This is a genomic window from Streptomyces monticola, assembly GCF_042665355.1.
Classification (GTDB): Bacteria; Actinomycetota; Actinomycetes; order Streptomycetales; family Streptomycetaceae; genus Streptomyces; species Streptomyces monticola.
The window spans coordinates 432,269-454,350 of sequence record NZ_JBHTCF010000002.1 but is presented as its reverse complement, the minus strand read 5'-3'; the positions used below and the strand labels follow the sequence as shown (position 1 = coordinate 454,350).

23 protein-coding genes are annotated in these 22,082 nt (G+C 70.5%); 17 read left to right on the top strand and 6 right to left on the bottom strand.

From position 1 onward, the window contains the following. Position 1: 1 nt before the first annotated feature. Together ACFQVC_RS07525 and ACFQVC_RS07520 are read left to right on the top strand one after the other, a co-directional pair. Positions 2-1,084 (top strand): iron-containing redox enzyme family protein, encoded by a 1,083-nt coding sequence (locus tag ACFQVC_RS07525; protein WP_381827878.1) that lies wholly within the window; start codon positions 2-4, stop codon positions 1,082-1,084. A gap of 133 nt (positions 1,085-1,217) precedes the next feature. Then, the gene (locus tag ACFQVC_RS07520; protein WP_381827876.1) at positions 1,218-2,582 is read left to right on the top strand and encodes an NAD(P)/FAD-dependent oxidoreductase; all 1,365 of its coding nucleotides are present in this window, start codon (positions 1,218-1,220) and stop codon (positions 2,580-2,582) included. Positions 2,583-2,612: 30 nt separating this feature from the next. Here ACFQVC_RS07520 and ACFQVC_RS07515 read toward each other — a convergent pair whose 3' ends face one another. Then, complete coding sequence (locus ACFQVC_RS07515; protein ID WP_381827874.1) at positions 2,613-3,113, bottom strand: GNAT family N-acetyltransferase; 501 nt, start codon at positions 3,111-3,113, stop codon at positions 2,613-2,615. Between the two features lie 158 nt (positions 3,114-3,271). On the opposite strand from ACFQVC_RS07515, the gene ACFQVC_RS07510 reads away from it, so the two are divergent. Next, entirely contained in the window at positions 3,272-3,940 is a 669-nt protein-coding gene (locus ACFQVC_RS07510; protein WP_381827872.1) for a haloacid dehalogenase type II, read from the top strand. 38 nt (positions 3,941-3,978) lie between these two features. On the opposite strand, the gene ACFQVC_RS07505 is transcribed toward ACFQVC_RS07510, so the two are convergent. From ACFQVC_RS07505 to ACFQVC_RS07495, 3 genes are all read right to left on the bottom strand, one after another. Continuing rightward, positions 3,979-4,596 carry a TOPRIM nucleotidyl transferase/hydrolase domain-containing protein gene (locus ACFQVC_RS07505; protein ID WP_381827870.1) on the bottom strand — a complete coding sequence of 206 codons (618 nt, stop codon included), beginning with the start codon at positions 4,594-4,596 and terminating at the stop codon, positions 3,979-3,981. A 58-nt stretch (positions 4,597-4,654) separates the two neighbouring features. After that, complete coding sequence (locus ACFQVC_RS07500) at positions 4,655-6,169, bottom strand: amidase (RefSeq protein ID WP_381827868.1); 1,515 nt, start codon at positions 6,167-6,169, stop codon at positions 4,655-4,657. A 310-nt stretch (positions 6,170-6,479) separates the two neighbouring features. Then, on the bottom strand, positions 6,480-7,079 hold the full coding sequence (locus ACFQVC_RS07495; RefSeq protein WP_381827866.1) for a TetR/AcrR family transcriptional regulator: 600 nt from the start codon (positions 7,077-7,079) through the stop codon (positions 6,480-6,482). A 183-nt stretch (positions 7,080-7,262) separates the two neighbouring features. Between ACFQVC_RS07495 and ACFQVC_RS07490 the strand changes: the two genes are divergently transcribed. The 7 genes from ACFQVC_RS07490 to ACFQVC_RS07460 all read left to right on the top strand — a co-directional run bounded on the left by ACFQVC_RS07490 (position 7,263) and on the right by ACFQVC_RS07460 (position 15,004). Next, positions 7,263-9,050 carry a CocE/NonD family hydrolase gene (locus tag ACFQVC_RS07490; RefSeq protein WP_381827864.1) on the top strand — a complete coding sequence of 596 codons (1,788 nt, stop codon included), beginning with the start codon at positions 7,263-7,265 and terminating at the stop codon, positions 9,048-9,050. A gap of 57 nt (positions 9,051-9,107) precedes the next feature. Next, positions 9,108-10,763, top strand: a complete 1,656-nt coding sequence (locus tag ACFQVC_RS07485; protein WP_381827862.1) for an ABC transporter substrate-binding protein — start codon at positions 9,108-9,110, stop codon at positions 10,761-10,763. Then, positions 10,760-11,710: an ABC transporter permease gene (locus tag ACFQVC_RS07480; RefSeq protein WP_381827859.1), complete on the top strand. Its 951-nt coding sequence runs from the start codon at positions 10,760-10,762 to the stop codon at positions 11,708-11,710. The genes ACFQVC_RS07485 and ACFQVC_RS07480 overlap by 4 nt, the downstream gene beginning before the upstream one ends. Then, positions 11,707-12,579 (top strand): ABC transporter permease, encoded by an 873-nt coding sequence (locus ACFQVC_RS07475; RefSeq protein ID WP_381827856.1) that lies wholly within the window; start codon positions 11,707-11,709, stop codon positions 12,577-12,579. Before ACFQVC_RS07480 ends, ACFQVC_RS07475 begins: the two co-directional genes overlap by 4 nt. Beyond that, a complete protein-coding gene (locus tag ACFQVC_RS07470) occupies positions 12,576-13,595 on the top strand; it encodes an ABC transporter ATP-binding protein (RefSeq protein WP_381827853.1) in 1,020 nt (339 codons plus the stop codon). Before ACFQVC_RS07475 ends, ACFQVC_RS07470 begins: the two co-directional genes overlap by 4 nt. Next, a complete protein-coding gene (locus tag ACFQVC_RS07465; protein ID WP_381827851.1) occupies positions 13,588-14,430 on the top strand; it encodes an ABC transporter ATP-binding protein in 843 nt (280 codons plus the stop codon). The genes ACFQVC_RS07470 and ACFQVC_RS07465 overlap by 8 nt, the downstream gene beginning before the upstream one ends. A 91-nt stretch (positions 14,431-14,521) precedes the next feature. After that, positions 14,522-15,004 (top strand): DUF3237 domain-containing protein, encoded by a 483-nt coding sequence (locus tag ACFQVC_RS07460; protein ID WP_381827849.1) that lies wholly within the window; start codon positions 14,522-14,524, stop codon positions 15,002-15,004. A 52-nt stretch (positions 15,005-15,056) separates the two neighbouring features. On the opposite strand, the gene ACFQVC_RS07455 is transcribed toward ACFQVC_RS07460, so the two are convergent. Beyond that, entirely contained in the window at positions 15,057-15,440 is a 384-nt protein-coding gene (locus ACFQVC_RS07455) for a MarR family transcriptional regulator (RefSeq protein WP_381827847.1), read from the bottom strand. 132 nt (positions 15,441-15,572) lie between these two features. Here ACFQVC_RS07455 and ACFQVC_RS07450 point away from each other — a divergent pair, with 132 nt between their 5' ends. The 4 genes from ACFQVC_RS07450 (at position 15,573) to ACFQVC_RS07435 (ending at position 18,347) form a co-directional block, all read left to right on the top strand. After that, positions 15,573-16,268 carry an ANTAR domain-containing protein gene (locus ACFQVC_RS07450; protein ID WP_381827844.1) on the top strand — a complete coding sequence of 232 codons (696 nt, stop codon included), beginning with the start codon at positions 15,573-15,575 and terminating at the stop codon, positions 16,266-16,268. 141 nt (positions 16,269-16,409) lie between these two features. Beyond that, positions 16,410-16,718, top strand: coding sequence for a hypothetical protein (locus ACFQVC_RS07445; protein WP_381827842.1), 309 nt, complete (start codon positions 16,410-16,412; stop codon positions 16,716-16,718). 2 nt (positions 16,719-16,720) lie between these two features. Next, positions 16,721-17,689: a WXG100 family type VII secretion target gene (locus ACFQVC_RS07440; RefSeq protein WP_381827840.1), complete on the top strand. Its 969-nt coding sequence runs from the start codon at positions 16,721-16,723 to the stop codon at positions 17,687-17,689. Positions 17,690-17,732: 43 nt separating this feature from the next. After that, positions 17,733-18,347, top strand: a complete 615-nt coding sequence (locus ACFQVC_RS07435; RefSeq protein ID WP_381827838.1) for a hypothetical protein — start codon at positions 17,733-17,735, stop codon at positions 18,345-18,347. A gap of 101 nt (positions 18,348-18,448) precedes the next feature. Here the strand turns inward: ACFQVC_RS07435 and ACFQVC_RS07430 are convergent, their stop codons facing one another. Then, positions 18,449-19,408: a zinc-binding dehydrogenase gene (locus ACFQVC_RS07430; protein WP_381827836.1), complete on the bottom strand. Its 960-nt coding sequence runs from the start codon at positions 19,406-19,408 to the stop codon at positions 18,449-18,451. Positions 19,409-19,562: 154 nt separating this feature from the next. Here ACFQVC_RS07430 and ACFQVC_RS07425 point away from each other — a divergent pair, with 154 nt between their 5' ends. The 3 genes from ACFQVC_RS07425 (at position 19,563) to ACFQVC_RS07415 (ending at position 22,081) form a co-directional block, all read left to right on the top strand. Then, positions 19,563-20,213 (top strand): TetR/AcrR family transcriptional regulator, encoded by a 651-nt coding sequence (locus ACFQVC_RS07425; RefSeq protein WP_381828313.1) that lies wholly within the window; start codon positions 19,563-19,565, stop codon positions 20,211-20,213. Positions 20,214-20,317: 104 nt separating this feature from the next. Further along, entirely contained in the window at positions 20,318-20,959 is a 642-nt protein-coding gene (locus ACFQVC_RS07420) for a TetR/AcrR family transcriptional regulator (protein WP_381827834.1), read from the top strand. 102 nt (positions 20,960-21,061) lie between these two features. Beyond that, positions 21,062-22,081, top strand: a complete 1,020-nt coding sequence (locus ACFQVC_RS07415; RefSeq protein ID WP_381827831.1) for an aldo/keto reductase — start codon at positions 21,062-21,064, stop codon at positions 22,079-22,081. The last annotated feature ends 1 nt before the right edge of the window (position 22,082 follow it).

Sequence of the window (22,082 nt, the reverse complement as noted above, 5' to 3'; positions counted from 1 at the left end):
CATGACCACCCGAACCGAGCCGCCCGTGACCACCCGCCCCGAATCCCGCCGACGCAGCCCCCAACTCCCCCCTCCGCGCGGCGAGTTGTCCCGCGCCGTGATCGCCGCCCTGCGCGACGGCCGCCGTGCCCTGCCCGCACCGTCCCGGGCACAGCAGGCCGACCCGTACGGAGACGATCTCCAGCTCGCTCTCTACCTCCTCTACGAACTGCACTACCAGGGGTTCGACGGCGTGACCGACGAGCGGGAGTGGGACCCGGAACTGCTTGGCTTCCGGCGGGCACTGGAGCAGCGTTTCCTCACGGCCCTGCGCGCCGACGTACCCACAGGTGCAGGCGAGAGCGACGGCGAGGACGCCGACGAGGCCCTGGCCGCGCTGCTCGTCGAGCCCGTCGGGCACGACGAGGCGAGCGTCAGCCATCATCTGCGGCGCGACGGCGAGATGTGGCAGCTGCGCGAGTACGCGGCGCTGCGCTCCCTCTACCACCTCAAGGAGGCCGATCCGCACGCCTGGGTCATCCCCCGGCTGCACGGCCGGGCCAAGGCGGCGATGGTGGCCGTCGAGTTCGACGAGTTCGGAGCCGGCCGCCCCGAGGACATCCACGCGAACCTCTTCGCGGAGCTCATGGCCGATCTGGGCCTCGAGACCGATTACGGACGCTACGTCGAGATCGCGCCCGCCGAGGCCCTCGCCACCGTGAACCTCATGTCCCTGTTCGGTCTGCACCGCGCGCTTCGCGGTGCCCTTGTCGGGCACTTCGCCTTCGTCGAAGTGACCTCATCACCCGGTTCGCGGCGGCTCGCCGAGGCCCTGCGCCGGGTCGGCGCGGGGAGCGCCGCGCAGCGGTTCTACGACGAGCACGTGGAGGCCGACGCCGTGCACGAGCAGGTGGTACGCCGCGACGTCATCGGCGGCCTCCTGGCTGCCGAACCCGCTCTCGAAAGTGACGTCGCCTTCGGCGTCCGGGCCACCGGGTTCCTGGAGGACCGTCTCGGCGTGCGGCTACTGGACTGCTGGCGACAGCGGCGCAGCGCCCTGCTCGCGCCCTGCCCCGCCACCGTGAGCGGGCCGCCCGCCGCCTGAGGGTGATCTCAGGGACTCACCAAGCCGGCTGCGGGACAGTAGTGTCACGGGAGCGGCCTGAGACCGACCCAAGACCAGTCACGCCAAGTCCGGTCGCGCACAGCCCAGTTGTACGCGGTCCCGGAGGAGTCCTGTGGCGGAGGCGGAGAATGTCGAGGTCGTAGTCGTAGGGGCGGGCATGTTCGGTGCGGCGGCCGCCAAGTACCTCAGCCGCGCCGGGGCCGACGTCCTGGTCGTCGGTCCCGGAGAACCGGAGCGGCACGCGACGGCCGGACTGCGGGAGTTCGGCGCCCACTTCGACGAGGCCCGGATTGTCCGGCGCCTTGGCTGGGACCGGTTCTGGGGCACGGTGGACACGCGCTCCACGGAGCGGCTTCGTCACATCGAGGCCGAGTCGGGAACGGCCTTCTTCCAGGAATGCGGCGCTCTCGCGCTGATGGCGCAGTCGCACGCGGGCCAGGTGCAAACCATGCTCCGCGAGAGCGCGGACGACAGCGACAGCGGCAGCGGCGACGGCAACAGGAACGGGAACGGCGGCGGCAACGGCGTCACGGTGGAACGGATACCGGAAGCAGACTTGCGCCGGGAGTTCCCCCCGCTGGGACTGCCGCCGCTGCAGGGCGGCGTCGAGGGGCTGTTGGAGCGCAAGGGGGCCGGGTATGTGAGCCCACGGCGCCTTGTGCAGGCCCAGCTGGATCTGGCCGTGGCCGCGGGTGGACGCCTGCGGCGCGGTTCCGTGACCGCTGTGCGCAGGGACGAGTCAACAGGCCTGTGGCGCTTGTACGTTGAGGGCAGCGGCGCCACCGGATCGACGATCGGAGCCGAGAAGGTACTCGTCGCCGCGGGGTCCCTGGTGAACCAGAGCGGCGCCCTGCCCCCGGGCCACGCGCTCGATCTGCACGCCTTCACCGAGCCCAATGTGTTCTTCGAGCTGGACGGCACTCAGCTGGATCGGTTCATGGGCCTGCCCGCTGTGGTGACCATGGATCCCGAGGACCGGGGCGACGCCAACCTGTCGCACTATCTCCTGCCGCCCGTTCGCTACGCCGACGGCACATGGCGCATGAAAATCGGTCCGGGGATGCAGCCCATCGTGCGTGAACTGCGCTCCGCGCAGGAGATGCTCACCTGGTACGCCGAGCAGCGGATCACCCCTGAACAGCGCGATGTTCTCACCGAGTTGATGCGCCTGATGGCGCCCGGTCTGGAGCCGGTCTCCGTGCGCGAGGCCTGCTGCATCATCGACAAGACCCACTCCCACCACCCCTACATCGGGCATCTGGACGAGGACGGGACGCTCTCCGTGGCCGTCGGCGGCAACGGGCGTGGGGCCCGTGGTTCGGATGAGATCGGACGGCTCGCCTCGCGCGTGGTGCTGGGGCAGCGGTGGGACTTCCCCCTCCCCCAAGAGGTGGTCGCGCCGCAGCGCGCGGCGCCACTTCCGCGCGGCGCCGGCTCCCGGCCGGAGTTTTCCGTACCGCCCTTCGGGCTCTGCTGACACTTCAGTGGCGAGACGGCGGGCCGTCGCCTACTTCGCCTCCCTCCGATAGGCGCGCAGGCCCCGCTTCTCGTAGTTGGCGAGCGCGTGGGGATGATCGCGGGTGTCGGTATGCAGCCACACCCGGCGCACCGCCTCCGCTCCGACCGGCCGGGTCGCCCACGCCTGCCGCAGCGAGAGCGTCAGCGCGTAGCCGCCAAGGCCCTTGCCCACGTACTCGGGCAGCAGACCGAAGGCGGTGACCTCCACGTCCCCGCCCTGCTGGGGTTCGAGGTACGCGACACCGGCCGGCTCCGCACCGTGGACGACGATCCAGTACTGGCGCAGCGGATGGTCCCGGAAGTGGGTCTCCCATTGCGCCGCGGTACGGGTCGACTCCTGCCAGCCGTACGGATCACCCACCCGGGCATGCACCTCACGCACGAGCGGGGCATCCGACTCCAGGCGCCGCAGCGAAAGGTCCGGCACCGGGGCAGCGGGCCGCAACTGGGCTTCGTCGGTCATCTCAAGGTAGCTGACGACTCTCTCCATCGGCCCAACATACGCAACCGCTTCGGCGGGGCGACGGCCCTGACGGCCCTGACGGCCCTGAGGAATGATCAGTCGGGCAGAGCGGTTGGCACAGGCGCGGCCCTGACTCGGTGCGGTGCAGCGGCTGTTGAGAGAGCCCCCTCCACAAGGAGATACCGTTGAGCAGCCCTGACCCCCGGTTCATCACCTTCGACATGTACGGAACTCTCACGGACTTCGCGATCGGGCCCGCCGCCAGAGAGGTCATCAAGGATGTGGCCCCGCCTGCGAAACTGGACACCTTTCTCCACCGGTTCAGCAGTTACCAGCTCGACGAGGTGATGGGCGGCTGGCGGCCCTACGACGAGGTCGTACACCGGGCCTTCGAGCGGGCCTGCCGGAGCACCGGAGTGGAGTTCCGGCCGGGCGATCCCGCCAAGGTCTTCGCGGAGATCCCGGAATGGGGACCGCACCCCGATGTGCCGGAGCCTCTCGCGAAGCTCGCCGAGCGCTTCCCGCTCGTCATCATCTCCAACGCCGCGGACAGCCAGGTCGGTTCGAACGTCGCGAAGCTCGGCGCCCCGTTCCACGCGGTGTACACGGCGGAGATGGCCCGGGCGTACAAGCCGCGGCTGCGGGCGTTCGAGTTCATGTACGAGCAGTTGGGCTGCCGGCCGGAGGAGACGATGCATGTGTCGTCCAGTCCGCGCTACGACCTGCAGTCGGCGACCGACCTCGGTGTGCGGGACAGGGTGTATCTCAACCGGGGGACCGAGCCGTCGGCGCCCTTCTATCACTCGTACGAGGTCACGTCTCTCGCCGGAGTGGCGGAGATCCTGGGCGTATGACCACGTACGAAATCGTCATGGCCCAGCGGTCAGAGGCTTCAGAGACTGGCGAGCAGGCCGTCAAGCGGTGCGGGTACACGGTCGGGTTCGAGGGCCTCGACGAGAACACGGCCGTAATGGATCTTGCGGCCCTTCTTCGTACCGAGGAAGCGCCGCAACTGCTGCTGCGGGGCGCGGCCCAGTTGTGCGGGCTGACGCAGGAAGGTCTCCAGGGCGCGCACATCGCCCTGGGCCCGGACAAGCTCCTGCACCCGGGGCACGCCGAGGGCGCGGATGAGTTCGTCCTCCAGGTCCGCCGCGCAGACGAAGAACTCCTGCTGCACCGCGCCGGCCCGCTCCAGGCCGCGGGCGTAGTAGCGGCGTTCCGCCTCGTCGCACAGTCCCGCCAGGCGGAGGCCGAGGCCGGGTGGGCCGAGGAGCTGGGTGAAGCGCCCGACGCTCATCGCGCCGCCGATCGACAGGACGCAGACTCCTTCGGCTGCCAGGTCGCGGCCGCGGCTCGCGGCCAGCGCGTCGACCGCGGCGACGTCGCTCGGCCCTTCGAGCAGAACGACCGCCCGTACGGGCAGTCGTTCGGCCAGCTCGCGCGCAAGGTCGCCGGGGCCGCCGGCCGCCCATGCGGTGACCGCCTCCCGGAACGTCTCCATATCGTTCATGACAGGAGTCTCCGCTCTTTTCGGCCGCCGGGACAGGCAATTTCCGCCGCTGCGCCGGTCAGCCGTCACCGCCGGCAGAGGTCCAGGGGTGGAGCGCCGGGGTGCGGTCCTCGATGGCCTGTGCGGCGTCCAGGAGCAGGTCCTCCTCGAAGCGCCCGCCGATGAGCTGCGCTCCGATGGGCAGCCCGTCGTGGAGGGTGACGGGGAGGGTGACGGCGGGGAAGCCGAGGATGGGGACGGCTGTCATCGGCCACATGGCGGGGAAGAGGGCGAAGACCCGCTCCTGGCCGGCCAGGTCCGCGTCCTGTTCGAAGGGCGGCTCGGCACATACGGGAGTGAGCAACAGCCGGTCGGAGCCGAGGAGTTCCTGCAGGCGCGTGATGAGGGTGGCACGGCGGGCCCAGCCGTCGATGTAGGTCTGCAGCGAGGGCTGCTCGCCCCACAGCGTGGCCGCGGCGGCGAAGTGTCCGGCGAGGGCGGTACGGATCGCGTCGTCGCCGAGCTGGTCCACCACGGGGAGCAGGGAGCGGGTGTCCTCGGTGATGAGCAGGGACCACAGGCGGCTCGCCTCGGCGAGCAGCGGCATGTCGTCGCGCTCGTCGAGTTCGTAGCCGGCGTCCTCCAGGTGTGCGGCGGCCTCGGTGAGGGCCCGGTCCACGGCCGGGTGGTTCTTGACGGTGCCGATGCCACGTACGACCGCAACCTTCAACGGGCCTGTGGGGCGCGGCTGTTCGGTCCGCGCAGGCAGGACGGGCACGCCGTGCGGGGTGCGCAGGTCGGGTGTGCTCATCGCGTGCAGGATGAGACGGGCGTCGGCGACGGTCCTGGCGAGCGGGCCCTGCACCGCGCAGGAGTGCACGGTGGGCGGGAAGTCGAGCTCCCTGGGCCCGTGCGGGGTGTCGACCCGGGCGGGCGGCCCCCAGTCCGAGACCCGGCCGACTGTGGGGCGTACTCCCACCACTCCGCAGCAGGCTGCGGGGAAGCGGATGGAGCCGCCGATGTCGTTGCCCTGGGCCAGTGGCGTCATGCCTGCAGCAAGGGAGGCGGCGGCTCCGCCGCTGGAGCCGCCGGGTGTGCGGCTGTGGCCCCACGGGTTGAGGGTGCGTCCGTGCAGGTCGTTGGTGGAGAACCAGCGCAGCGAGAAGGCGGGAGCGTTGCTGCGGCCGAGCGGGATCGCACCGGCGTCGCGCAGAGCGGTGACGCAGGCGGCGTCACCTTCGGCGATGTTGTGGGCGAAGGCGGTGACGCCGTTGGTGGTGGCGTGGCCCCGCTGCTCGGTGTTGATTTTGATCGACACCGGAATCCCGTGCAGCGCTCCGAGTTCGGCACCGGCGGCGGCCTGTTCGTCGGCCCGGCGCGCGGCCCTCAGGGCTGCGTCGGGGCGGACGTCGACCAGCGCGTTCAGCTCCGGGTTCACCTCCTCGATGCGGCCGAGGCAGGAGCGCACCACGTCGACGGCGGAGATATCGCGCTTACGGAGGGCGGCGGCGAGTTCGGTGGCGGGGCGCTGCCACAACTCGCCGGACGGGGCGGGCTTGGCGGCGGGCTGAGCGGGCGTGTCTGGATGTCTCATCGGAACCTCTTCACGGGAGGGTGCCGGGCCGCGGCAGAACGCCGCCGGGTGTGCGCGGCGGTACCGGCCCGGCGGGGAAGCCAAGGGAGGACACGGGAAGGCAAAGGAGGGAAAGCAAGAGCGGGAAGGCAGGCGAAACAAGGAGGCGGAAGCGAGACAGGGAGGCGGAGGCGCGGCAGGCGGCGCGCGCCCCGCGAGCACCGTTATGCAACGGCGTTTCATCTCGGGCAGAGCCTGCTTCCACCCATCGCCGCCTGTCAACCCCCTCCGCACTCCGCTGAGTTGCCCAGCCCTCCGCCCCCCGACTTGTTCAGCCCTTCGTGCGCTTCTGCGGTGAGCCGTTCTGCAGGAGGTCGATGGCGGCGAGCGCGGCCCGCGCTCCGCGCTCGGCGGGCCAGCCCTCCGGGTCCTCCAGGGTGGCCAGCCAGTAGCCGCGGAACAGCAGGTGCAGGATGTCAGCGCCGAGCTCACCGGCGGGGAGTCCGGCCTCGCTCACCAGCTCGTTCAGCTCTTCGTGGCCGCGGCGGGCGGCTTCGCGCTTGGCCTCCTCCACCTCCGGTCCCGCACCGGGGCCCGCGCCGGCGATCTCCATCCGCAGGCGCCGCTGTACATGGTCGTCGCCCTCCGTGGTGCACATCCAGCGGGCGGCGGCGCGCAGCTTGTCCTGGCCGCTGAGGCCGTCGAGTTCGGCGTCCATCTGCTGCCCCCAGTCCTCCTCGGACCGGCGCAGGGCGTTGACCATGAGGGCGGCGCGGTTGGGAACGTAGTTGGTCACCATGGCCGTGGATCCGCCGAGTTGCTCGGCGACGGCGCGGATGGTGACGGAGCGGACGCCGCGCTCGCGGGCGACCTGGATGGTGGCGGCGGCGATCTCGTCGAGTCGCCGTGCCTCGTCTACCTCGATCGGCATGTCGCAGACCTTAACGCAGAGGGTTGACCCCGTTTACAAGGAGCTGCAATGTTGTCATACAACGCCGTTACATGACGCCGTTACATCTCATTCTCAGCCCGTTGGCAGCCCGTTGGCATCTCGTTGGACTCCCGTCGCCGAGCTCATCGGATCCCCTCTCCCCGCCTCCCGGAGGCCACCCACATGCCCCTTCGCCATGTCCGGACCGGCCCCGGTCCCGTACCCCAGCACGCGCAGCAGCATCTGGTGCGGATGCGCGACGGAGTACGGCTCGCCACCGACGTCTATCTGCCCGAGGCCACCGGAACCACCGGAACCACCGAGATCACCGGGACCACCGGGACCACCGGGACCACCGGGACCACCGAGGGCGACGCCGCGCACCTCGGCGCGGGTCCAGGCTTTCCGGCCGTCCTCGTGCGGCTGCCGTACGACAAGAACAGCCGGTACGTGTACTTCGACAAGATCGCCGCCCTCTTCACGGCCCGCGGCTACGCGATGGTCGTGCAGGACGTGCGCGGCAAGTTCCGCTCCGAGGGCCAGACCCTGCCGTTTCTGCGCGAGCCCGACGACGGGTACGACACCATCGACTGGATCATCCGACAGCCCTGGTCCGACGGCCTGGTGGGGATGTTCGGCGACTCCTACTACGGCTTCACGCAATGGGCCGCCGTCGCCGCCGAGCACCCCGCGCTGCGCGCGATCGTCCCCCGGGTGACCACCGTGAACTTCAATGCCACCGCACAGAGTTCACCCGACGAAGCGGTCGGGCGGCCGGTGTGGCTGGAGGGCATCGAGTACTACGCCCATTTCTGGGTGGACCAGGACGCGCACGAGTACGAACCGGACCGCTCGCTACGCCCCGTCATCGAGCAGTACGAGGAGGCCTTCCGCGTCATCGGGGCGCGCTCGGCCTGGTTCGACGCGGTCGCACCGCGCTACACCGATCTCCTGCCCGCCCTCGGCCGCCACCCTTTCGACGCCCGGCCGGTGCCGGTGCTGCACTGCATCGGCTGGTTCGACAACATCGTCATCCCGCATCTGCGGGACTATCTGGAGCTGGCGGCACGGCCGGGCTGGGACGCCGTGCAGTATCTGTGGGCCGGCGCGATGGACCACGAGAACTACCGCCTGGAGCACGCGCCGGTCACCGCGGAGAACGACCACGCCACCAACGAGGACGCACTGGCCCGCGCACTGCCCGATTACGCGCATCCGGCGCTCGACTTCTTCGACGTGTTCCTCAAGGGCACCCGGCCCGTCTCCACCCTGCCCAAGGTCAAGTGGCAGCTGGGGCACGGCGATTGGCGCACGGCGACCGCCTGGCCGCCGCCCGAGGCCCGGGAACGCACCTTCTGGCTGAGCCGGCCCGAGCGTGCCCCGGGGCCGCTGCCCGGAGGCACGCTCACCGACGCCCCCGATGCCCCCGACGGCGGGCAGAGCCGCGCGCAATGGGCCTACGATCCCGCGGCGCCGGTGCCCTCGCTCGCCCCCAACTCCTTCGCTTGCCTGCAGAGTTACCCCGACCTGGCGCCTGTCGCCGAGCGTGAGGACGTCCTCGCCTTCAGCGGTCCCGTGCAACGCGCGCCACTCGACCTGGCGGGGCCGATCACCCTGCACCTGTATGTCACCAGCACCGCCCCGCGGTACGACGTCTTCGCCAAACTCCTCGACCTCTCCCCCAGCGGGCAGGCCCATGTGATCGCCCGCGGTGAGGTGTCGGTACGCGGCGACCTGGCGCCCGAAGAAGTACGTATCGACCTCGGTCACACCGGCTACCGGCTGCGCTCCGGACACCGTCTCGCCCTGACGGTCGCGAGCAGCGACTACCCCATGTTCCTACCGGCCTCGGGCACCGACGACAACCCCTGGACCACGCTCACCGCGAAGCCCAGCACCCAGACGCTGCGCACCGGCGGGGCGAGCCCTTCCCGACTGACCGTCAGCGCCTTGTCACAGCGAGGCAGTTGAGCGACCACTCCCACTCCTGGCCCGCCTCCCCCAGCCGCTCTCAATGAGGAGCCACCCATGCATGCTCCCCGTACCACCACCGCCGCCCTGGCGTCCCTGACCTGCGCCCTCGCCCTGTCCGCGTGCAGCGGCGGCGGTTCCGCGGCCAAGGCGCCGCAAGAGGTGAAGCTCACCACCACCACACCCGCCGCGGGAAAGCCCCTCGACAGCGTCACCTGGAATCTGACGACGGGCGAGCCGACCACCCTCGACCCGGCCAGGGTCGGCGACTACTCCCCCAGCACCGTGGGCTCCAACCTGTGTGAACCACTGGTCAGACTGAAGGCCGACTACTCCTACAAACCAGGCCTCGCCACGTCGTGGCACCGCCCCGACAGCAGGACCCTGGTCCTGGAGCTGCGCAAGGGTGTCACGTTCTGGAACGGGCGCCCCATGACGTCCAAGGATGTCGTCGCCAGCCTGTTGCGCCAGCGCGACCCGGCCACTCAGGCTGTCACCCCGCAGGCCTTCACCGCCGTCTCCACCATCAAGGCCACCGGCAAGCACCAGGTCACCGTGCGGTTCAAGGCCTCGGACCAGCTGTTCGTGAAGTATCTGATCGGCGGCTTCGGACAGGTCAGCGAGGCCTCGTACCTGAGGAAGGCGGGCAAGGCGTACGGCACGGCCAAGGGCGGTCTGATGTGTACGGGCCCCTTCGAGCTCACCCGGTGGGAGTCCGGGGAGTCCATCACCGCCGTGCGCAACGACGCCTACTGGGACACCTCGCTGCGGCCGAAGGCCAAGAAGCTGACGTTCAAGTTCATCACGGACCAGTCGACCCTCACCAGCGCCCTATTGTCAGGCCAGATCGACGGCAGCTATGAGATCCCCTCCACCACCGCCAGGGCGCTGCGCGACTCGAAGGCCGGTCACCTCTATTACGGGCCCTCCGCCCAGACCGCGTACCTCTACCCCACCAGCGGTGCGTCGCCCCTCGCCGACCGCCGCATCGCACGGGCGCTCTCCCTCGTCCTGGACCGGGACGCCCTCATCAGGAACGTCTATGACGGCGCCGCGCAGAAGCTCAAGACGGTCATCCCGTCCATGGTCTGGAAGAACAGCAAGGCCGCCGATGTCTACGCCAAGGCCTACGACCGGCTGCCCGCCGTCCCCGCCGTCGATCTGGCCGGGGCCAGGAAGCTCGTCGGCGAGGCCGCGCCGAAACAGCGCACCATCAGCATCGCCATGCCCGCCGGCGACCAGCAGTCCCTGCAGACCCTCACCTTCCTCCAGGCCGGCGCCAAGAAGATCGGCCTGAAGGTGGATATCCGGCAGCTCCAGCCGACGCAGATGTCGAGCCTTTTCTACGACCCGTCGGTGCGCAAGGGACTGGACGCGACCGTGGTCGTCGGCTACGTCGAGATACCCGACCCCGTCACCTACGCGGAGCTGTTCACCGCCCCCGGCTCCCCGCTCAACTGGATCAACTACCGCAACCCCAAGGTCACTTCACTGCTTGAGCGGGCCAAGGCGGCGGAAAGCGTCGAGGAGAACGCGAAGTTGTTCGGGCAGGCCCAGGCCCTGTACTCGGACGAGCTGCCCATTGTGCCGCTGGCCTGCCCGTACGAGCGCGTGTTCCTCAACAAGCGGCTCAGCGGCGCCCCCGCCTCCTTCGCGTACATCAACATGCCGTGGGCGGCCCACCTCGGCGGCACCGGCGAGGGGTCGTCATGATCTGGCGCTTCGCCGCCCGCCGCACAGCGGCCCTGGTGGTGACCGCGCTTGTCGCCAGCGTCCTCGTGTACGGCGCGCTGTTCCTGGCACCCGGCGATCCGGCGACCCTTCTGATCGGCGGTGGCAAACCCCCGAGCGCCAAGCTCCTTGCGGAGATCCACCGCCAGTACCACCTGGATGATCCGTTCCTGCAGAGCTACTGGCGCTGGCTGACGCATCTGCTGCAGGGCGACGCCGGTCAGTCCCTCAGCTACAAGGACGCCGTCACGCATCTGATCTCCGAGCGCATCGGCAACACCCTCTTCCTCGTCCTCTACGCGGCCGTGCTCATCGTCGTGCCGGGTGTCGCCCTGGGCACGCTCGGGGCGCTGCGCGGCTCGGTCGGCGACACCCTCGTCACCGTGCTCACCACCGCCCTGATGGCGGTGCCCACCTTCGTGATGGCGGTCCTGCTGATCTGGGGGCTCTCCGTGCAGGCGGAGGTGTTCCCGGCGTACGGCACCGGCACCGGTTTCACCGGGCGCCTGCACCACCTCACCCTGCCCGCGCTCGCGCTCGCCGCGACCTGGCTCGCCTACGTCGCCCAGGTGACCCGTTCCGCGGTGCGCACCGAACTCGCCTCGGAACACGTCCAGACCGCCCGCAGCCGTGGCATTCCCGAACACTTCGTCGTACGCAGACACGTGCTGCGCAACGCCTCCGGGCCGATCTTCTCCGCGTCAGGAGTCGCCGTCGCGGGACTGATCGCCGGATGCTCCATCGTCGAGCAGGCCTTCGGTGTCAACGGCATCGGCGCACTGCTCATCCAGAGCGCCGCGAAACAGGATCTGGCCGTGGTCCAGGCCCTCGCCCTGATCACCGTGGTCGTCTTCGTCGGGGTCAACACCCTCGTCGATGTGATCACGGCTCTGCTCGATCCCCGTATCCCGCTGGGAGGCAGCGCGTGAGTACCTATCCACTCGCTTCCCTGGGCGGGGAGTCGCGTACGGGCCGGCTGCGCGCCCTGGCTCGCGGCCGTGGTGGGCTCATCGCCGCCGGGACGGTGGTCGCCCTGGTCGCGCTCGCCGCCGCCCTGGCGCCCGTCCTCGCGCCGTACGACCCCGACGCGGTGGATCCCGCCGCCGTCTATCAAGGCAGTACGCCCGCGCACTGGCTCGGCACCGACGACACCGGCCGCGACATCCTCTCCCGGCTCCTGTACGGCGCCCGCCTGAGCCTGCTCGCGCCTCTGGTGGTCACCGTCACGGCGGGCCTGGCCGGAACCGCCCTCGCGATCAGTTCCGCCTGGCTCGGCGGCTGGTACGACCGTCTCGTATCCGGCCTGCTCACCGTCGCGTTCGGCTTTCCCGGCCTGATCCTCGCGGTTGTCGCCGCGGCCGTGTTCGGCGCCGGGCTCGGCGTGGCGATGGTGACCCTGTCGATCGCGTATCTGCCCTATATGGCCCGCACCGTGCGCGCCGCCGCCCTGCGCGAGCGCCATCTGCCGTACGTCTCCGCGCTCGGCATGCTCGGCATGTCCGGATGGCGTATCTGCCTGCGCCATCTCGCGCCCAACCTGATGCCCCTCGTCCTGGTCCAGGTCACCACCGCGTTCGGCTACACCCTCCTGGACATCGCCGCGTTCTCGTTCATCGGGCTCGGCGCACAGCCGCCGGCCTCCGAGTGGGGCCTGATGGTCGCGGGCGGCGCCACCGGCATCCTGGCCGGACGGCCCGAACAGTCCCTCTACGCAGGCCTGGTGATCGTCGTCTTCGTCATCGCCTGCAACCTGCTCGGCAACGGCCTGTCCCGACGTCTGCTGGGAGACGAGCGTTGACCACTCCCCCGCCAACTCCTGTGCCTCTGCTCGTTGTTCGCGGTCTGCGCGTCACCCTGCCCATCGGGGGGCGGCCACGTCCCGTCCTGCACCACGTCGACCTCGACGTCCCGGCCGGGAGCGCCCTGGGCCTTGTCGGCGAGTCCGGCTCCGGCAAGTCCCTCACCGCCCGCTCGGTCCTGCGCCTGCTGCCGCCCGGAGCGGGCACCGACGGCGACATCCGCTTCGACGGCGCCTCCGTCACCACCATGGACTCCGCCGCGCTGCGCACGCTCCGCTCCCGTGACATCGCCATGGTCTTCCAGGACCCGCGTGCCCATATCAACCCCGTGCGCACAATCGGCGACTTTCTCACCGAGGCCCTGATCAGCGCCCGCGGCATCCGTCCGCGTACGGCCGAGGAGACCGTCACCGCCCTGCTGCGCGATGTCGGCATCGACGATGCCCCGCGCCGTCTTCGCCAGCACCCGGCCGAACTCTCCGGCGGCCTCCTCCAACGCGTCATGATCGCCGCCGCCCTTGCGGGCGAGCCGCGGCTGCTGCTCGCCGACGAACCCACCACCGCGCTCGACGTCACGACCCAGGCCGAGGTCATGGCCATCATCGACGAGGCCCGCGCGGAGCGTGGCCTTGCGATGCTGTTCATCACCCACGACCTGGCCCTCGCCGCCGCCGTCTGCGACCGTATCGCCGTCATGTACGCCGGTTCGGTGGTCGAGGAACTGCCCGCCGATCAGCTGCACAAGGCGGCCCGTCACCCCTACACCCGTGCCCTGCTCACCTCCCGGCCGCAGCCCGGACCCACCGCACAGCCCTTGCGCGCGATCGGCGGCCGCCCGCTGTCCGCGTTCGAGGCCGGACCGGGGTGCGCCTTCGCGCCCCGCTGTCCCTCCGCGCAGCCACTGTGCGACACCGAGCGGCCGCGACCGCGGCCGGTGGGCGACGTGGTGGCGGCGTGCCATTTCCCGGCCGAGTCCGACCCGACGGCCCGACAGGAGCACCTCACCCATGAGTGACCCATCGACGACCGCCACACCCTCTCAACCCGCCCTCAGCGTCAGCGAGTTGCGCAAGGCGTTCGGGGACTTCGTCGCCGTGGACGACGTCAGTCTCACGCTCGCCCCGGGCGGCTCCCTGGCCGTCGTCGGCGAGTCGGGCTCGGGCAAGACGACGACGGCCCGCATGATCGCCGGTCTGGAACGGCCCACCGCGGGAACCGTCCTCCTGGACGGGCGGGAACGAACCGGCGGCCGAAATCGTACCGCCGAGCGCAGGCGTTCCGCGCGGGAGATCCAGATGGTCTTCCAGGATCCGTACGCCTCACTCGACCGGCACCAGCGCGTCCGCGACTCCCTCGCCGAGGTGGTCGGGCTCCACACCGGCCTGCGCGGCGAAGCCCTGGCGGGACGGGTGGCCGAACTCCTCGACCAGGTGGGCCTGGACGAGCGGCAGGCCGCCGCGCTCCCCCGGGCCCTGTCCGGCGGGCAGCGTCAACGCGTGGCCATCGCGCGGGCGCTCGCGGTCCGCCCGCGCATCCTTGTCCTGGACGAGGCGGTCGCGGCCCTCGATGTCTCCGTACAGGCGCAGATCCTCACCCTGCTGCGCGAGATCCGCGAACAGACGCGGGTGGCCTACCTGTTCATCACCCACGACCTCGGGATCGTGCAGCACGTCTGCGACGACATCGTGGTCATGCGGCACGGCCGGATCGTCGAGCGCGGCGCGACCACGGCGGTCCTGTCCGAGCCCCGGGATCCGTACACCCGCACCCTCCTCGACTCGGTGCCGCGGCCGGGCTGGAAGCCGAGGCGGCGCAGCAGTACGCCGTCGGCCCTCGCCGAGACGGCCTGACCTGGCCGGACCTGACCTGGCCGGACCGACCCGGCCCGCACTGGCCCGGCGCGAATCGTCCTCAATTCACCTCAGCCGAAAGGCACTTCCGATGTCCCACTCCTCCGCTTCCTCCCGGCCCTTCGCCCCGTCCCTCACCTACGCCTTCGAGGTCTGGGCGGAGGTCGCCCCGCCGCTGCACATCGGGCACGGCGACGGCGAACGCACCGAGTTCACGCCCATCACGGGCGGCCGTGTCCACGGGCCCCGGCTGAACGGCACAGTGCTCGCCGGTGGTGGCGACTGGTCCAACACGCGCGGCAAGGTCATCGAGTTGGAGGCGAGGTATCTGATCCGCGCCGACGACGGCGCGGTCATCGATATCGTCAACCGCGGCTTCTACCACGAGGGCGGCGACACCTTCGACCAGTTCGACGGTGATCTGCAGGTTGCCGGAGCGGGCCACTACTTCCGCACGTCGCCCGCGTTCCGCACCGACGCCGCCGCGCACCGCTGGCTCGCCGAGACGGTCTTCGTGGGGCTTGCGCGCGAGGAGGACGGGCACGTCGTCATCCGCTTCTACAGCGTCGACTGACGGGGCAGGCCCTCTGGGCGGTACTTCAACTGCCCCTCGCTTTAGCGGTACTTCAGCTGTTCTTGTCGCCCCGGCCGGTCCCGGCGCCGCTGTCGTCGGGCCCGCCGCCGTGGAACTCGTCGCTGCGCTGCGCTTCGGCCTGGGCGAGCAGGGCCAGCAGAGAGGCCACCGTCAAGCCCGCCTCGGCCTCGGCCGGATGGCGCAGGACCTTGGCCGGCTCGATCCGGTAGGTATTGCCCCGTCCCTCACGCGTATGGGACAGGAAGCCGCTCTGCTCCAAGTCGAAGATGATCTTCTGGACGGCTCGGTCGGTGAGCCTGCAATGCGCGGCGATATCGCGGATGCGCGCGTTCTGGTCGTCGGCGATCGCCGCCAGCACGCGCGCGTGATTGGTGATGAACGTCCATCCTGTGTGCGGTTCCGGCACTCCACCCATGGACCAATCGTACGCCTAGCGGTTCGTGTCCTGAAACACACGAACTGGACTTCACGTATCTCTTGACGCACATTGCCTGCTGCGGCGACCCTGTATGCGGTGCAACTGCCCACGAACGCAGGGGGGATGGCCATGGCCGAGTCCGCAGACTCCGGAACCGAGCAGGTCGGCAGCTGCGGAAGAGGAGCCGCCGCCGACGCGCATCGGCTGCCCGGGCTGAGGATCTTCAGCCGTACCGTGGGCGACCGGACCGTGGTCAGCGTGCGCGGCGAACTCGAACTCGCCACGGACCACCGCCTGCAGCGCGCTCTGCGTACGGTGCCCGTCGGCTCGGACGGCGGCGTCGACCTGGATCTCCATGGCGTCGAGTTCTGCATCTGCTCCGCGGTCAACATCTGGTTCAGCACCAGACAGCAGGTTCTGGACGCGCCCCGGACGGCGGGCGCCGACGACACGAGCCCCCACGAGGCCCACGCCGTGGGCGGCGACGGCACCGAACGCGCCGCGGCACACCTCGACATGTCCGCGGAAGCCCTGCGACTCGAACTCGAGCAGCTGCGGCGGGCCATGCAGAGCCGCGGCACCATCGATCTGGCCCGCGGCATCATCATGGCCGCCTTCACGGTCAGCCCCGAGACCGCCTGGCAGGTCCTTGTCGCGACCTCGCAGAACACCAACACCAAGCTGCACCACGTGGCCCAGCAACTGGTGGACACCTCCACCGGAGGCACTCCCCTGCCCAAAGACATGCAGGATCAACTGTCCGCCGCCATCGAGCAGCTGGCCGCCGCCGAAGGTTCTTCGCAGCCCACCGCAGCAGCCCCCTGACCTGCGCGACGCGCCGGCATGCGGACACCTGTGCGCCCTGTGCGCATGGCGTGCACATCCCGTGCCCACTGCCCTCCCGGCGATCACTCACAGAGATCGTCTGACTAGCCTGATCTCACCAATCCATGCACGGGGGATCTCATGGCTCAAGGCTTCGGCGTACAGAGCGATGCGCTGCGTACGTACGCCCGCAACACCGAACCGGACGTCGGCCGGATCCAGCGGATCCGCAACCACATCACCCAACTCGAGCTGTCCGCGGGCACGTTCGGCAAGCTGCCCGAGTCCGACTCGCTGAAGTCCGACTACGACGCGAAGCAGGACGAGTCGCTCAGGGACCTGGAGAGCGCGGCCGAGGCCCTGCAGCGCATGGTCGACGCGGCGCGCGAGACCGCGGACCGCTACGACGGCACCGAAGTGCACACCGTCTCCACCTTCGGCGGCGAGTGATCGTGGACATACTCAGCCGCCTCGGCGTCAGCATCTCGGGGCCGTTCTCCGACACCCTCGACGAGATCATCCGGGGGATCATCAAGCAGTTCGGCCTCGAGGACGACCTGGAGAAGGTCAGCGGCGACAACGAGAAACTCGCCGAGACCGCCGCCGACTACCGGCAGGCGGCCCGGGATCTGCGCGGCGTCGTGCACGACCTGGAGGCCGAGCGGTCAACACTCCTGAAGGTGTGGACCGGTGAGGCCGCCGAGGCGTTCCGCCGCAAGTCGCTGGCGTTCGAAGAGGCGCTCACCGGCGAGGCCGAGGACATGGACACCATCGCCACGCTCCTCGAAACGGCAGCGGAATCCTGCGCCATGGCCGAGCAGCTGATGATCGACCTCATCGTCGAGATCATCGAGATGGCCCTCGCCGCGGCGGCCACGACGGCGATCCTGTCGCTCCTGACGGCCGGAGCCGCCGCGGCGATCGGACCGCTGATCGCCGCGGCCGGTATCGCCCAGAAGGCGCTGAAGGCCGTCAAGATCACTGCCAATCTGGCCGACAAGCTGAGCGATATCGCGCGGCGGCTGCAGGCGGTCAGGCGTGCCCGCAAGCTCGCGGAAGAGCTCAAGAAGCTGGGCGCGGGCAAGAAGAAGGCCGAGGACGCCTACCGCAGGGGCCTCGACCGCTACCGCGGCAAGGTCGACGGCGTCGAGGGCGGCAACCAGGCCGACTTGGCGCAGTACGCGGCCTACCAGGCGGCCAAGCGCGGCATCAAGAAGGGCATCGTCACACCCATCGTCGGCCAGGATGTCGGCGAACCCCTCGGGCAGGCGTACCAGGAGTACGGGCCGAGCGGCGCACCCGGCGTGGCACCGAAGGAACCGACGGCCTACGATCAGCGGCCCGCGTCGCAGAGTTTCGACCAGCGGATGGCCACGAACGAGACGGCCACCCAGCAGAGAATGCGCCAGGACTTCGGATGACCCGCGGCGGGGGCGAAGGCACAGGGCACGTGAGAGGACTCGTATGACATCGGCCAGGACGGACGCCGCACTCCGGGAGCGGGCGATGACCGTGCTGCAGGGGGACCGCGTGGCCCACCTGCAGCCCGTGGTCAGCCACTCCCAGATGCGCAGGACGCCGAGGCGGCTGCGGCCGCGCCCCCGCGTCCTGGCCAACGGCGGCCGCCCCGCGCCGCTTTCCGCGGGGCAGCGGACAGCGGCGGGCCTCGTCGGCTTCTTCTCCTGGGTCACCGCCCCGCTCGACTTCCTCGGCGATCTGCTCCTGATGCCCTTCCGCGGACTGGCGTGGCTGTGCCGGAGCAAGGAGAAGCGCCGCCGGGAGAAGCACCTCAACGGCGGCTGGGGCAGCGCGGCCGGAGGTCTCGCAGCCGCGGCGAGCGTCCGGGGAGGCCGCGTACTGGCCGTCGGCGAGCGGCAGGTCAGCCTCGTGTACGCCGGTGAGTACGAGGCGGAGACCGGCTGGTCCGTCCCGCGCGACCAACTCGCAGGCGTGGAGCACGCCGACTGGGACACCCACCACGAGCAGCGGGCCACGCTGCGGTTCCACTTCCGGGACGGGTCCTGGTGCGACGTGATCGCACAGGGCGGCGGCTGGAGGGCCCTGGTCGACGCCCGCTAGGCGTATCGGCCCGCAGGGGCGATCAGGAGCGCCTGCCGTGGACGGTCAACCGGGCAAGTCGCTGACGCCGGGCCCCACTTCCGGGTATCAGCGGCGTGGGGTCACAGGACGATGACGGTGCGCTCGCCGGGTGCGTCCTCGTGGGCCCAGGCGGCTTCGACCTCGGCGAGCGGGAACGGGTGCGGGCGCACGGCCATGGCACCTGCGGCGATCGCGGCGACGAGCTCGGTGAACTCCCGCTGCATCACGTCCATGGCGACCGCCCCGAAGCCGCTGCCCAGGACGCGGAACGCGTTGGAGCGCAGGGCGTGTCCGGACAGGGTGATCGCGTCGCCTCCCACGCCGCCGATCTGCACCCAGTCGAGCAGGCGGGTGTGCTGCGTACGCGCCCCGAGGACGGCGCCCATGGCGAGCTCGGTGGGCGGTCCCCACACATAGTCGAGGACCACGTCGACTTCTGCGGCGGCCCGGGCGAGCGCGGCCGTGGTGGCGTCCTCGTCGGGGGTGAGCTGGACGATGTCGTCCGCGCCTTCGGCCGTGAGCTCGTCGAGGCGGGTGCGGTTGCGCCCGGCGGCGATCACACGCCCGGCGCCGAGGTGCTTGGCGACCTTGACGGCCGTCGATCCGGCGTTGCCGGTCGCGCCGTGCACCAGGACCGACCGCCCGGCCTGGAAGGGCACCCGGGTGCGCAGCGCGGTCCACGAGGACAGGGCCGGGTTCATGGTGGCGACCAGCACCGCGGGATCGGCTCCGTCCGGGACGGGGACGGCGGTGGCCGGGTCGATGACGATGCGCTCGGCCAGGGAGCCGGCGCCCATCGGCATGACGAAGGCGAGGCTGCCGTCCGCCCGGCGGACGACGGCGTCGGCACCGGCCAGGGCGGGAAGCGTCTTGGGGCTCGTGTAGTGCTTGCCCGCGGCGATTCCCTTGGTGGCGCGGTGCACGCCGACGGCGAGGACGTCCACCACCTCCTGGCCGGGGGCGGCCTCGGGGGCGGGAACGGTACGGAAGTGCGGCGGCTCGTCGAAGGACTCCACGAGCGCAGCGTTGATCATGGACATGCGCGTTTCCCTTGCGTGATGCGTGCCTCCGCCAGGTGGACGGCACCGCAAACCGATTAGATACTATTCCGTATCTAATTGCTTCGAGCGTACGACGGCGGATTAAGATACGCAAGCGGATCTAATGATGGAGGAGAGCCTTGCCGAGCGAGGTATGGAGGCAGTGGTGAGCGAGCAGCACACGGCGGACACCGCCACCCGGCGCAGGGGGGCCGCCCTGGAGAACGCGATCACCGATGCCGCCTGGGACGTCCTGACCGAGCAGGGCTACAACGGCTTCACCTTCGAGGCCGTCGCAGCGCGCGCGGGCACCAGCAAACCGGTTCTCTACCGGCGCTGGCCGCGGCGCGAGGACCTTCTGATCGCCACACTCGCCCGGCACTGGAGCCCGCTCGACATTCCCGACACCGGCAGCCTGCGCCAGGACGCCCTCACCTTCCTGCGCACGGTCAACGCCGAGCGCAGCCGCATCGTGATACTCCTGCGCGTCCAGCTGGCGGACTACTTCCGCGAGACCGGCACCAACTTCGCCGGCCTGCGCAGCCGCCTTCACCCCACGGACCGGACACCCCCCTTCGCGCGGCTCGTCGACCGCGCGGTCGCACGCGGCGAGCTCGTCGATACGCCGCGGCCCCAACGCGTCGTGAACCTGCCCTTCGACCTGCTGCGCCACGACATGCTGATGAACATGGACGCGGTGCCCGACGAGACGATCGTCGAGATCGTGGACACGGTGTGGCTGCCCCTGCTGGGCCTGACACCTCAAGACGCCCCACGCGCCACCAGTAGGGCTCACAACTCATAAGGGCGACGGGGCAGTTGCGCGGACGCCGCATGTACAACGGTGGTTGTAATAAGTGCAACTACCGTTGTACTGTGCGGCTGTAGCCGTCGCAAGGAGCGCCGCCGATGCCGTCCCGTGAACGCGATCAGCCCAGCCCCCGCGAGGCCCTCTCGGCGAAGCGCCGGGCCACGCTGGCCGGGGCCCTCACCGTCTTCGCGAGAGACGGGTACGCCCGTGCGGGCATCGACACCATCGCCGCCGAGGCGAGGGTCTCCACGCGCACCCTGTACAACCACTTCGGCGGCAAGGCGGGGCTGTTCCAGGAAGTGATCCGGGACAGCGCCACCCGTTACGCCGAAGCCCAGATCGGCATCATCGACCGCCATCTGCGTGAAGTCACCGACCTGCAACGGGACTTGGCCGACTTCGCGCACGCGCTGCTCGCGCCGATGCCCGGGCACAGCGCGCACGAGGCGCTGGTACGGCAGATCAGTGCCGAGGCCGAGCACCTCCCGCAGGCCGCGGTGGAGGACTGGTGGCGCAGCGGCCCCGCCCGCTTCCATCACGAACTGGCCGGGAGATTCCGGGCGTTCGCCGGGCAGGGGCTGCTCCGTACCGCTGACCCGGAGCGGGCCGCCGAGCACTTCGCCCTGCTGGTCTCCGGTGGCACACCACCCTTCCGGAGAGCCGGCGGGCCGGCCGAGGCCGGGTCGGCGGAGTCCGTCGCGGCCGGTGTGCACGCGTTCTTGTACGGCTACGCGGGCTGACGTCCCGCGGAACAGGCCGCAAACCCGGCCGGCTCCGACTTCGACTCCGGCTCCGGCTCCGGCTCCGGCTTCGACACTTCCTCATCCGAGAAAGGCACACCCATGCGCACTCGGCTCTTCGGCAACACCGGCCTTCGTGTGTCCGAGTTCTTCCTCGGCACCATGTCCTTCGGCGCCCCCGATACGGGCACCGAAGGCCTCGACACCCACCGTCGCGTCCTGGACGCCTACGCCGAGGCCGGCGGCAACACCCTCGACACGGCCAACTTCTACCAGGACGGCCGCGGCGAGAGCACCGTCGGCGAACTCCTCGCAGGCCGCCGCGACGAGTTCGTACTCGCCAGCAAATACACCGGCCCGCGCAGCACCACGGACCCGAACGCCGCCGGCAGCCACCGCAAGAACCTGCGGCTCTCCCTGGAGCAGAGCCTGCGCCGGCTCGGCACCGACTACCTCGACATCTACTGGGTGCACATCTGGGACCGGCACACGCCCGTCGAGGAGACCATGCGCGCCCTGGACGACGCGGTGACCTCGGGCAAGGTCCTCTACGTCGGCATATCGGACGCCCCGGCGTGGGTGATCACACATGCCAACACCCTCGCCGACTGGCGCGGCTGGACCCCGTTCGCCGGCGTGCAGGCCCCGTACAGCCTGCTCCGCCGGGACGTGGAACGCGAACTCCTGCCCATGGCCGAGCGGTTCGGGCTGACCCTCGCCGCCTGGGGCGCCCTGGCCCACGGGGCACTCGCCGGCGCCGGGACCGCCGGCGGGCCCGAAGCCGGTGCCGGTCCCGGTGCCGATACCGGCCGGTGGCAGCGGGAGCAGCGGGTCCGGTACACCCTCAAGGTCGTCGCAGAGGAGCTCGACGTACCGCCGGCGCAGGTCGCCCTGGCCTGGCTGCACGGCCGGTCCCATGCGGTCCACCCCATCCTGGGCGCCGCCACTCCCGGCCAACTGGCGGAGAATCTGGAGGCTTTGGCCCTGGAGCTGCCCGCCGAGGCCCGGGCCCGCCTCGACGCCGCGTCGGACATCGCCCTGGGCTTCCCGGCCGACTTCATCACCACGGTCGGCCCGGACGTCTTTCCCCAGGACCATGCCCGTCTCGACGCCCGGGTCTGAC